The sequence below is a fragment of the Paenibacillus sp. JNUCC 35 genome (assembly GCF_058269095.1).
In genome coordinates this window covers 2264148-2276313 of record NZ_CM177771.1, presented here as the reverse complement: position 1 = coordinate 2276313, position 12166 = coordinate 2264148, and the positions used below count along the sequence as shown (strand labels likewise).

The 12166-nt window shown below is 52.4% G+C and carries 10 protein-coding genes; all 10 read right to left on the bottom strand.

From position 1 onward, the window contains the following. Nucleotides 1-74 precede the first annotated feature (74 nt). Entirely contained in the window at nucleotides 75-863 is a 789-nt protein-coding gene (gene sleB, locus AC2TF6_RS10505; RefSeq protein ID WP_491310941.1) for a spore cortex-lytic enzyme, read from the bottom strand. Nucleotides 864-998: 135 nt separating this feature from the next. Further along, nucleotides 999-3596 (bottom strand): FtsK/SpoIIIE family DNA translocase, encoded by a 2598-nt coding sequence (locus AC2TF6_RS10500; RefSeq protein ID WP_491310940.1) that lies wholly within the window; start codon nucleotides 3594-3596, stop codon nucleotides 999-1001. 64 nt (nucleotides 3597-3660) lie between these two features. After that, nucleotides 3661-3891, bottom strand: coding sequence for a YlzJ-like family protein (locus AC2TF6_RS10495; protein ID WP_491310939.1), 231 nt, complete (start codon nucleotides 3889-3891; stop codon nucleotides 3661-3663). Then, a complete protein-coding gene (locus tag AC2TF6_RS10490; protein ID WP_491311622.1) occupies nucleotides 3888-4736 on the bottom strand; it encodes a ClpP family protease in 849 nt (282 codons plus the stop codon). The genes AC2TF6_RS10495 and AC2TF6_RS10490 overlap by 4 nt, the downstream gene beginning before the upstream one ends. Nucleotides 4737-5265: 529 nt before the next feature. Next, entirely contained in the window at nucleotides 5266-6942 is a 1677-nt protein-coding gene (locus AC2TF6_RS10485; RefSeq protein ID WP_372007756.1) for a ribonuclease J, read from the bottom strand. Between the two features lie 189 nt (nucleotides 6943-7131). After that, nucleotides 7132-7992, bottom strand: coding sequence for a 4-hydroxy-tetrahydrodipicolinate synthase (gene dapA, locus AC2TF6_RS10480; RefSeq protein WP_491310938.1), 861 nt, complete (start codon nucleotides 7990-7992; stop codon nucleotides 7132-7134). 29 nt (nucleotides 7993-8021) lie between these two features. Further along, a complete protein-coding gene (dapG, locus tag AC2TF6_RS10475) occupies nucleotides 8022-9239 on the bottom strand; it encodes an aspartate kinase (protein WP_491310937.1) in 1218 nt (405 codons plus the stop codon). 94 nt (nucleotides 9240-9333) lie between these two features. Continuing rightward, nucleotides 9334-10371 (bottom strand): aspartate-semialdehyde dehydrogenase, encoded by a 1038-nt coding sequence (locus AC2TF6_RS10470; protein WP_491310936.1) that lies wholly within the window; start codon nucleotides 10369-10371, stop codon nucleotides 9334-9336. Between the two features lie 35 nt (nucleotides 10372-10406). Further along, entirely contained in the window at nucleotides 10407-11003 is a 597-nt protein-coding gene (locus AC2TF6_RS10465; RefSeq protein ID WP_009674970.1) for a dipicolinate synthase subunit B, read from the bottom strand. Continuing rightward, complete coding sequence (gene dpsA / locus AC2TF6_RS10460) at nucleotides 11000-11899, bottom strand: dipicolinate synthase subunit DpsA (RefSeq protein WP_491310935.1); 900 nt, start codon at nucleotides 11897-11899, stop codon at nucleotides 11000-11002. Before dpsA ends, AC2TF6_RS10465 begins: the two co-directional genes overlap by 4 nt. Between the last annotated feature and the right edge of the window lie 267 nt (nucleotides 11900-12166).

Below are 12166 nucleotides of genomic sequence, written 5' to 3'. Positions count from 1 at the left end.
TACCCATTATATTCCTTCATAAACAGAAGAAGCAACCGAGCGGTCACTTCCTCTGTCGTTCTGTTCAGTTCCGGTTATTTGCAGAAAATATGCTTGCCGATGGTTTTCACCTGCGGGCGTGTCCAAATCCATTTGGACGTAGCCGTTTCGGGGTTAAAATAATATTCGCAGCCGCCGGTAGGGTCCATGCCGTTGATGGCATCCCGGACTGCTTTTTTGGCGGTTTCATTTGGCGTAAGCCAGATTTGGCCGTCCGCAACAGCGGTAAACGCACCGGGCTGGAAAATGACGCCGGAAACGGTATTCGGGAAGCTGGCCGAGTCCACCCGGTTCAGAATGACCGCCGCAACGGCCACCTGACCGATGTAAGGCTCGCCGCGGGATTCGCCGTAAACGGCATTAGCCATCAGATCGAGATCGGATTTGGAAAATCCTTTGTGCGTCGTCGGCGTCAGATTCGATCCGGAAACGGCCGTGCCGCCTTGATTGCCCTGGTTAGCCTGGCCTGCCGCTTTGCCTGTATTGGCGGCTTCAGGCGCGGTCGGCTTCCAGTTCTTCGTGGCTTCCCACAGCTTAAGCTTGGTTTTGGGGCCCACATGGCCGTCCACTTTCAAACCGAACTCGCTTTGAAACCATTTTACGGACCGGAGTGTTCTCCAGCCGTAATCGCCGTCTACAGTCCCCGTGTAAAATCCGAGAAACTTGAGCCTTCCCTGCAGCTCATTGACATCGGAGCCTTTGGCTCCATAACTGATGAGATTCTTGCTGAATGTAGCTTCAGTCGTGAAGTTCTGCTTAATCTGCAGAGCCGCAAACAGGGTAAATACGACGCAAACCGTGATGGCGATCAAACGTTTGTTCATGCGTTTATTCATGCTCCATTATCAACCTTTCTCTCATGATGACTGGCTGTTAGTGATTATTATGAGAAAGGAGGAAACGTTCTATGCAAGAAAAACGCCCTGCCGTAAACCCGGCAGGGCGTCCTTGAACTTGGATCAGGAACTCATGCGATTGTGCTGGAATTGCTCCAGTGAAATAAGGACTTCACGCGGCTTGCTTCCTTCATGCGGCCCGACGATTCCATTGGATTCCATCGAATCGATGAGCCGTCCCGCGCGCGCATAGCCGATACGCATCCGCCTTTGAAGCAGAGACGCCGAAGCCTGCTTGGCTTCGATGACAATCTGAACGGCCTGATCGTAGAGTTCGTCCCCGAACTCGTCCTGCTGCTCCGGCTGCTCTTCCACCTGAGGCACCATATCTTCCCGGTAATTCGCTTCCTGTTGAGTCCGGACGAAATTGACTACCGTCTCGACCTCCTGATCGGAAAGGAAAGCTCCCTGAACACGGACGGGCTTGGAGGCTCCGACAGGCAGATATAGCATATCGCCGCGGCCGAGAAGCTTCTCGGCCCCCACCATGTCCAAAATCGTCCGCGAGTCTACCTGAGAAGATACCCCGAAGGCGATCCGCGAAGGAATATTCGCTTTAATAACGCCGGTGATGACATCCACGGACGGGCGCTGGGTCGCAATAATCAGATGGATGCCTGCCGCACGCGCCATCTGAGCCAGTCGGCAGATAGCGTCTTCCACATCGTTGGCAGCCACCATCATCAGATCGGCCAGCTCGTCCACGATGACCACAATGTACGGAAGAGGCGCTTCCGTACCGTTTTCGATCAGCATGGCATTGTAGCCCTCAATATTCCGCGTACCGCTCTTGGAGAATAGCTCGTACCTCTTCTCCATCTCGACGACGACTTTTTTCAGGGCAAGAGACGCCCTTCGCGGATCGGTGACGACCGGAGCCATGAGATGAGGAATGCCGTTATACACATTGAGTTCGACCATTTTGGGATCGACCATCAGGAACTTGACTTCGTTGGGCTTAGCCTTGTAAAGGATGCTCGTAATAATTCCGTTGATACAGACGGATTTACCCGAACCTGTAGCACCAGCTACGAGCAGATGGGGCATCTTCGCCAGGTTGCCGACGATCGGCTGTCCGGAAATATCCCTGCCCAAAGTAACGGACAATCTGGAAGTAGCTTCCTGGAAGGCGGAAGTTTCCATTACCTCGCGCATCGTAACGACGGATACTTCGGAATTCGGCACTTCGATACCGATGGCGGATTTGCCGGGAATCGGCGCTTCCATCCGGATATCTTTGGCGGCCAGGGCCAGCGCGATGTCATCCGTCAGACTAACGATCCGACTCACCTTCACCCCTACGTCGGGCTGAATTTCATACCGGGTCACCGCAGGTCCGCGGACGACTTCCAGCACCTTAGCACGCACGCCGAAGCTTTCCAGCGTGGCTTCGAGCTTGCGGGCGTTGGCCTTGTAATCCGCCATCTCGGAGCCCTTACCCGCCGCCGGTTTCGTAAGAAGCGTCAAAGACGGCAGGTCGTAAGGCGGGAGAACCGGCGGCACGGCTGTGTCAACCAGTTGAAGGTCATCCACAGTTTCAAGCTGCTCATCGGTCGGAGCCTGCCCTCCGTTTGCGGAAGGGGCCGCTTTAGCGCTCACAGCCAAAGCTGCGGGTCCTACCGTACCTGCCGTTACCGGAGAGGAAGGTACGACCTTTTCTTCCTTCTGCACCTGCTCTTGGAAGTCCCGGAAAACGGTGGAAAACTCCCGGTCGGCTTGAGGTTCATCGTTCATGTCCAGCGCTGCTGGCTCTCTACCGGAATCGACCTTGTATACGACTTTCTCCTCGGGATAACCGCCGGCGGCGCCGGAAACCGCCAAATCGTCCTCGTCCTGATCGTCTTCCTGCTGCGGACCGGGCTGTTTTAACAGCTGAAGGAAACGGGGTTTCTTCCTCTTGGGATCCGGGCGGTACACTTCCTCATCGAATTCGTCGTCATAAGGAAAGTCAGGCTCTTTGTAGGTTCGTTCGCTTTTGCTCTCGGAAACAGCAGCCTTCCCTTTTGTTTTAGCCGCAGACGAAGATCTGCCTTTGCCGCGCTGCATATTCTGGAATTTTTTTTCCAGCAAAGTAAAAAAGCGCTTCATGCGCGCACGCAGCTTTTGCACAGCTTCCACGTAAGACAAGTTCGTAACCAGAATAAGCCCGATGGCAAATAAAGCAAATTGCACGAGGCGTGCACCCAGATTGTCAAACAAAAAATACAGGAGGCTGTAGACGATCGCTCCGATCATCCCTCCTCCCACATCGTTCAGAAGAATTTTGCCGTTGGCGGGCTGCAGGCCCTGCTTCAGAGCTTCCCATGTCACGGACAGAATCGTTGTCGTCTCGTAGTTGCCTTCTGGAAAAAGAGCTTTAAATAAATTAATATGATTCATGACAAGAAGACCCGTCACAATTAACAAAACCCCGGTTTTGCGGGTTGTCCATCGTGAGGGCCAGGAACGCTTCACCATAACATGCAGTGCTATGTATATGCAGATCAGCGGGATCAGAAAATCCCACGTACCGATGAAAAAGCGGCAAACGTAATGAAACGAACGTCCCACATGACCTTCTCTGGCCAGCGCAATCACCGAGAAAATCAGGATTAAAATACCGTACAGCTCAAACATGAGATTAGTCTTGACCGTCTTGCTTTTCTTACGGCGTTTTGCCACTCTATTCCACCTCCGATAAATCATTATACCACAGTTTCGGTAGGCGGAACACGGGCGGCAGTGCCTAGATCCCCTGCGGGCCGGGCACGTAATTAATCAGACTTCCTGGCGTAAAAAGAGGATTTAAGTAATGTTTTGGCTCCGGGCTGTAAAGCCGCACAATCCGCACCCGGCTCTCATCGACAGCTTCAACCTGCATCAGGATGCCGCTGATTTCAACATCCCGGAAGCGGGGTTCGTATTCATCCCAGCCTTCGTAAACGACTGCATCCGGCAGGATCGTGTAGTGGGTCATGCCGTTCCGCCTCCCCGGGAACCTCGGCGTTCCTCGATTCTGCGGTTCAGTTCGGCGATTGCCTGCCCAATCCCTCCCACTTCATCGATCAATCCGTATTTAACGGCGTCTTGGCCGATAACCGTAGTTCCGATGTCTCTGGTGAGTTCGCCCGTTTTGAACATAAGCTCCTTGAACTGCTCTTCGGAGATTTTGGAATGCTTCGTGACAAAACGGGTTACCCTCTCCTGCATTTTCTCCAGGTATTCAAACGTCTGCAGCACACCGATGACAAGTCCCGTCAGGCGGATCGGATGAATCGTCATGGTAGCCGTCTCTGCGATAAAAGAACGGTTCGAGCTTACCGCGATCGGCACACCGATGCTATGCCCGCCGCCCAGTACAAGGGTAACCGTAGGTTTCGAAATCGTTGCAAGCATCTCGGCGATAGCAAGCCCCGCTTCCACGTCGCCGCCAACCGTGTTCAGAATAACGAGGACTCCCTCGATTTTCGGATTTTGTTCGGCAGCTACGAGTTGAGGAATCAGGTGCTCGTATTTCGTCGTTTTGTTTTGCGGCGGCAGTACGATATGCCCTTCCACCTGACCGATGATGCTCATGCAGTAGATATTCGACTCACCGGCCGGCGTGTTGATTTGCCCGAGCTGCTGGATGGTTTCTACCGCTGCCAGCTTCTTTTGTTCCTCCGTGGGCTGCTCTTCGCTTCTGAAAGAGGGCGGCTCGTTGAAAGGAGCCGGTCCGGGAAAAGGCGCCTGAGGACGCGGGTTGTAGTCGCTTGTAACGGAAGCGTCGGCTCTAAGCGCAGCCGCACCCTCTCCTAGCTCTTCAAAATGAACCTGCTGCAGCGTAACGTTATCGGCATCGTTAGCCGTTTCTTCCGCTGTGTAGGAGGAACCGTTTTGCCTGAGGCCGTAGGGTGCCGGGTTGAATGTATGGGCAGTCACCTGCCCGTAAGAGCCTCTTGGAGCACCGCTTGTAAAGGTGTGGTTCGTATTGCCGGCTTCAGGAAAAGCATTCTGTCCGGCCCCCTGTTGACCGCTGTACCGGGTTCCTCTGTTCAAAGAGCCGCCGCTGCCCGCTGAAACATTCGCGTTCGCCTGCTGAAACGGATATTCGTTTCTGCCTGCATAACGCTCCGAGGATACACCTGCTCCCGTGTAGGCGGGTCTATTCTGTTGTCCTTTATATCGATTTCCGTTTCCCATGGCTATTCCTCCTAATTGATCATCGAGGTTAGTGTGGGCAGGAACGCTATTACTTTATTCATCCTCTTCTCAGGCAGCGATGAATGAGGTCTGAAAGCATTTAAAAAAGCCCTCTCCGGCTATGGAGAGAGCTTTGGTTTCGGTTGGGTTAAGTGACTAGTTTGAGAGACTAAACTTCCATGATAATCGGAAGAATCATTGGTCTTCTTCTGGTTTGTTCATATAAAAATCGTCCAAGCGCGTCTTTCACATGTGTTTTTAAAGACGCCCATTCATTTACGTTATCATTCATTAATTTATTCAGCGTACTCGTCACGATACGATTCGCTTCGTCCAATAAACCTTCGGATTCGCGGACATATACAAAGCCGCGGGAAATGATGTCCGGACCGGAAAGAATGGTCCCATCCTGTTTGCTTAGTGTCACGACAACGACCAGAATGCCGTCTTGAGAAAGAAGCTTTCTGTCGCGCAGGACGATGTTACCTACATCTCCGACACCCAGTCCATCAATCAAAATGTTGCCTGCCTGAATTCTTGCACCCTTACGAGCTACACCACCCTGGATTTCAACGGTGTCCCCGTTATCCAGAATGAAGATATCTTCTTGGTCCACTCCGACGGATTCGGCAAGTTGACCGTGAAGACGAAGCATGCGGTATTCCCCGTGAATCGGAATAAAATATTTCGGCTTCATGAGGTTCAGCATAAGCTTGAGCTCTTCCTGGCTTCCGTGTCCGGAAACGTGTACGCCCGTCTTGGAACCCGGTCCGTAGATGACGTCCGCACCCAAACGGAACAGTTCGTCTACCGTACGGCCGACATAGCGCTCGTTACCCGGAATAGGAGTAGCTGCAATGATTACCGTATCGCCTGGAAGAATGTCCACTTTACGATGAGTGGAGCGAGCCATACGGGTCAAAGCCGACATCGGCTCCCCTTGGCTGCCCGTACAGAGAACGACCACGCGGTCGGCCGCCATACGGTTTACTTCTTCAGGTTCAATCAGCATGCCGTCCGGAACGCGTAGATATCCGAGTTCCGAAGCGATCGACACCACGTTAACCATACTCCGCCCGATTACCGTAACTTTACGGCGGGTAGCCTCAGCTGCGTCGATAACCTGCTGAACACGGTGAATGTTCGAAGCGAAAGTCGCGATAACTACGCGCTGCTTGGCTTTGCGGAATACTTCCTCGATAGTAACGCCGACACTTTTCTCAGAACCCGTAAATCCGGGTTTCTCGGCATTTGTGCTGTCGGAAAGAAGGGCCAGTACGCCTTTCTTTCCGATTTCGGCCATCCGGTGCAGGTCAGCATATTGATCATTAACCGGTGTCTGGTCGAATTTAAAGTCTCCGGTGTGCACGACGACTCCTTCGGGTGTTTCAAGAGCAACCCCGACGGAATCCGGAATGCTGTGGTTGGTTTTGAAGAACGTGGCTGTAATCGTTCCCAAATTAAGCTCGGAATCCGCATTGATCAGAATCCGCTTGGTTTCGCCAAGCAGATTCGCTTCTCTCAGCTTATTTTCCACAAGCCCAAGGGTAAGCCGCGTACCGTAAACAGGCACATTCAAGTGCCGAAGTACGTAAGGCAACCCTCCGATATGGTCTTCATGGCCGTGAGTCAGCAAAATGCCGCGGACTTTGTCCTTATTCTCGAGCAGGTAGTTGATATCCGGAATGACAATGTCGATTCCAAGCATATCTTCTTCAGGAAACTTCAAACCGCTGTCGATAACCACAATATCATTCGCATACTGCACCACATACATATTTTTACCGATTTCGCCCACGCCGCCAAGGGCAAAAATCAGAACTTTATCGTTATTTTTCTTAGACAAAAAAGTAACCTCCTTGAATTCATTTGACGACGATTTTTATAATGAAACCGAACCAGTCACTTGCCACCATTATACAGGAAAGATCTACCCGATTACAAGTTGGTGCGTATATGATTTGTAGTCTCTCCTAAAATGACAAAACCGATGCCAGGCGGCACCGGTCGTAATAAGGAAATTTTTGCGATTGGATTAGAACAACGACGCCACGAAAGCCTGTTCCTGCTCACTTAAATCGACAAGAGGAAGACGGACGCTGCCTGTGTTCACGCCTTTCAGATTAAGGGCGTACTTAACCGGAGCGGGACTCGGGGCGCAGAATAAACCGGTAAATACCGGGAGCAGTTTCGCGTTGAGCCCGGCCGCGCGTTTTACATCACCCGATGTATACGCTTCAACAAGCTCCTGCATCTCTTTGCCGACAACATGGCTCGCTACGCTCATAATGCCATGACAGCCGACGGCCAGAGCGGGGAGCGTCATGCTGTCGTCGCCGCTGTAAACCGTAAAGCCTTCGGCGGCTCCGGCGGCTACGATCGTTAACTGATCGGTCCCTGAGCAGTCCTTGCTGGCCACGATGTTCGGCACGTGCGAGAGCCTGATTATCGTATCCGCGTCGATATTGACACCGGAGCGGCCCGGGACGTTGTAAAGGACGATCGGCATATCGACAGCTTCGGCGACAGCTTTGAAATGCTGATACAAGCCTTCCTGGCTGGGCCGGTTATAGTACGGAGCGACGAGAAGGAGCGCATCTACGCCCAGCTTAGCCGCTTCCCGCGATAACTCGATCGTGTGGTTTGTATCGTTGCTGCCGGTTCCCGCAATGACTTTGCACCGGCCGTTCGCATGCTTTACGACGGCTTCGATCAGCTTCAGTTTCTCTTCTCCCGACAGGGTCGGCGATTCGCCGGTTGTTCCGCAAACAACCAGCCCTTCGCTGCGCTGCTCGTTAATCAGGTAATCGACTAAAGGGCCGACCTGATCCCAATCGATTTCCATCTGTTCGTTTAAGGGAGTTACCATTGCTGTAATTACTCTTCCAAAATCCAAAATTCCCGCCTCCTACTTATGCTTTTTGCCTATTTATGCAGTTGGAATGATTTATGAAGCGCTCTTACGGCGTTAACCATATCTTCCCCGTGTACCAAGCACCAGATGGTGGTATTGGAGTCCGCGGATTGAAGAATTCGGATGTTCTCTTCCGTAAGCGCCTCGACGATCTTGGCCATAACGCCGGGAACACCGTTCATACCGCCCCCGATGACGGACACTTTAGCGCATCCACTCAGTGAAGTGGGTTTATAGCCGAGCCCGCGCAGCAGGTCAAGCGCTTTTTCCGCTACGTGGTCAAATACCGTATAAACAACCCCCGAAGGATTTACGTTAATAAAATCGACGCTGATGCTGTGCTGCGCCATCGTTTTAAACACTTGAAGTTGAAGGTCGTATTGGCCTTCGGCCGCGGGCACTTGAATTTGTGTAATGTTCCCAAAATGGGCGATCCCTGTCACGTGGCGGTCTTCGACCCGTTTCTCCGCGCCGTACAAGGAATCGGGATTGGTCACGAGCGTGCCTTCCTCTTTGGAGAAAGTAGAACGTACCCGGACCGGGACATTCGCCTGCATCGCCACTTCCACCGCACGCGGATGAATCACTTTGGCGCCGTTATGGGCCATGTTGCAAATTTCCGCATAACTTACGCGCGTTAAAGGCCTAGCGTCTTCCACGATACGCGGATCCGCTGTCAGAATTCCGTTGACATCGGTAAAAATGTCCACCACTTCGGCCTTAAGCGCCCCGCCGATCGCCGTGGCGGACGTGTCGCTTCCTCCTCGTCCGAGCGTCGTAAACTCATGATCGGCCGTCTGCCCCTGGAACCCGGCGACAATTACGACCTCGCCCCGGTCCAGATGCTCCAGAATCCGCTTCGGCTGAACCGAAACAATCTGGGCATTGCCGTAGGCGTCATTCGTTTCGATACCCGCCTGGCCGCCTGTCATAACGACCGCCGGAATACCCTCCGCTTGAATCAGGCTGCACAAATTGGCTGCGGAAATCCATTCTCCGCAGCACATCAACAAATCCCTCTCCCTTGCAGGTAGCTGATCTCCATTCTGCCGGATCAAACCGAGCAGAGTATCGGTAGCATAAGGCTCTCCCTGCCGCCCCATCGCAGATACAACCACGACAAGCTGACAATCCTCGCTGCGCGCAGCTTGGATATGTTCCAGCACATGTTTTCTGGCTTCAGGCGTGGACAGGGAAGTGCCGCCAAATTTTTGAACTCGAATACGCATATCCTTCCCTCTTTTCCTATTCGCTTTTCTTGTCGATGTTTAATCATGATGCGAGCAATCGGCACCGTCTGATGACGATGCCGATTGTGTGAGTTTACTTGTTCTGTGCAAAATATTCCGCGATCTGTACCGCATTCCAGGCAGCGCCCTTCAGCAGGTTATCGGATACGATCCACAGGTTAAGCGCGCGTTTGTTGTGAAGATCACGGCGTACACGCCCTACGAACGTTTCCAGTTTACCGGTCGCTTCGGTTGCAAGCGGGTACTGCTGCTCCTGCGGGTTGTCAACGAGTACGATACCCGGTGCGTCCGCAAGAAGGCTGCGCACTTCTTCAAGCTCGAAGTCTTCCTTCAATTCCACGTAAACCGATTCGGAGTGACCGTATACGACGGGAATCCGTACGCAGGTTGCCGTAACCTCAAGGGATTCGTCGTTCATAATCTTCTTCGTTTCGTTGATCATTTTCATTTCTTCATTTGTAAACCCGTTATCCAGAAACTTATCAATCTGCGGGATCGCATTGAACGCAATCTGATGTTTAACGGGAAGGGAACCGACCGGCAAAATGTCCGGGTTCACCGGATTGCCAGCCAACGCTTCACGGGATTGGCGAAGCATCTCATCAATCGCTTTGCTGCCTGCTCCAGATACGGCTTGGTATGTAGATACGATGATTTTGGAGATGCCGAAACGATCATAGAGAGGTTTCAGGGCAGCTACCATTTGAATCGTGGAGCAGTTAGGGTTGGCGATAATGCCTTTATGCTTGTGAACCTCTTCAATGTTAACTTCCGGCACGACAAGCGGTGTTTCCGGATCCATGCGGAAGGCATTCGTGTTGTCGATACAGATCGTACCGCCGGCAGCCGCAATCGGAGCGAGTTCTTTACTCACGTCGCCGCCTGCGCTGAACAGGGCGATGTCTACCCCTTTAAAGCTGTCCGGCGTTGCCGCTTCAACCGTGATGTCTCTGTCTTTGAAACGAATTTTCGTACCCGCGGAACGCGGGGACGAAAGAAATTTTAATTCCTTAATGGGGAAATTGCGTTCATCGAGTAAGCGGATAATTTGTTCTCCGACGGCGCCGGTTGCGCCGACTACTGCTACGTTAAAAGTTTTTTCATTAGACATGTCGTTTGCTCCCCCATTATTTAAATGATCTATAATTAAGAATATTGAAATCGCTCAATAATCATCGGCTGAAGCTGTTTGCCGTTCAGGGCCGCTTCGCATGTCTCCGAAATCAAATCCATTCGGGCGACAAGTGAATTCGGCTTCGCTTCCGGCGCATCCTGGCCGAACGGGACAAAATAAATGTTCTTCGTAACGAGCAATTTCGCAATATTCGCGGAATTCAGTCCGAGCCCGTCATTAGTAGAAATGGCCAGTACAAGCGGACGATGATTGCGCATCTGTGCTTTAGCGGCCATTAGGACTGGGCTTTCCGTCATTGCATTCGCGAGCTTGCTTGTCGTATTGCCCGTGCAAGGGGCGATTACCATGACGTCGAGCTTCTTGGAAGGCCCGAGCGGTTCCGCTTCGACAATCGTCGTAATGGGATCGCTGCCAGTCATGTCTTTGAGCTGCTTCTGCCAATCGACGGCCTTGCCGAATCTCGTATCCGTCGTCAAAACGGATTGGGAGACGATCGGTACAACCGCGGCGCCTGCGTCTATGAATCTTTGAATCTGCGGCATAATCTCTTCCAAGGTGCAGTGAGAACCTGTCAACGCAAACCCTACCGTTATCCCGTTCCAGTTCATTCCGGACCACTCCCATTCCTGATGTCTTCCACCATCAACTGACTCAGCGTATTCGCCAAAATCCGACCAGCTGTTTTCGGTGCGACGATCCCGGGTAGGCCTGGAGCGAGCATCGCCTTAATCCCCCTCTTCTCGGCAAAACGGAAGTCCATTCCGCCCGGCTTGGAAGCTAAGTCGATTAATACCGCGCGATGCGGGATATTCGTTATTATTTGCGCTGTGACTATCATAGTCGGAATTGTGTTAAAAAGCAAGTCAATATTCGCCACTTCCTGATAGAGTTCGCGCGTATAAAACGGCGTAAAACCCATCTCCAAAGCTCTGGCAAAATGCTCCGGTTTTCGCACCCCGACCTTCACTTTTGCTCCCAGTCCCTGAAGGGTACGAGCCATCGTTAAACCGGTTCTTCCGAACCCCAAAACCATCGATTGCGAACCGTGAATCGTAATGTCCGTATTCTGAATGGCAAACATCAAAGCGCCTTCCGCCGTCGGAATCGAATTGTAGATCGCCACGTCATCCCGCTCGAGAAGCTCGACTAGTTTAAGACCCTGCGATGCACAAAGCTGCTTCAAATAAGCTTTCGCCATACCCGTATAGATCACGGCATGTTTTGGAAGTGCGCCCAGCAGATCCGGCGTGAGCGTCAGTTCATTGCCGGAAAAAATACTTTCCACACGCCCTTGTTCATCCGTTCCCACAACCGGCAAAACGAGCGCGTCGGCTTTCTCCAGCGCTTCGGGTGAAAGCTGCTTGCCCGCCGCTCCCGCGAATGGCTTCTGCAGATTGTCGAATCCGATTAAAGTCACGGACGCATCGAGCTCGATCAGCTTATCGATCACTTCAAGCTGACGGGCATCGCCGCCGATAAAAATTACTTCCGCTCCGGTGAGCATACTGTTTCCGTTCCTCCCTTACGTGCATCCGTCTCGATAACATACAGTATGCCGCCGCCTACCGAAGGGTGACATCCGCTTGCCGGGCATCCGCACATTACGGCTCATCCCCTTTTTCAAGGCGGACTCCGGCAAACGGACATAAAAAAGGCCTCTTATCAGCTTCAAACTGATAGAGGCCCTTCTTCATTAAAACTTCAACCTTGCAAGGTTAGTGAACTGACGGATAAGAGCATGCACGGTCCGCCAACTGCGGCGGCCAAGCCT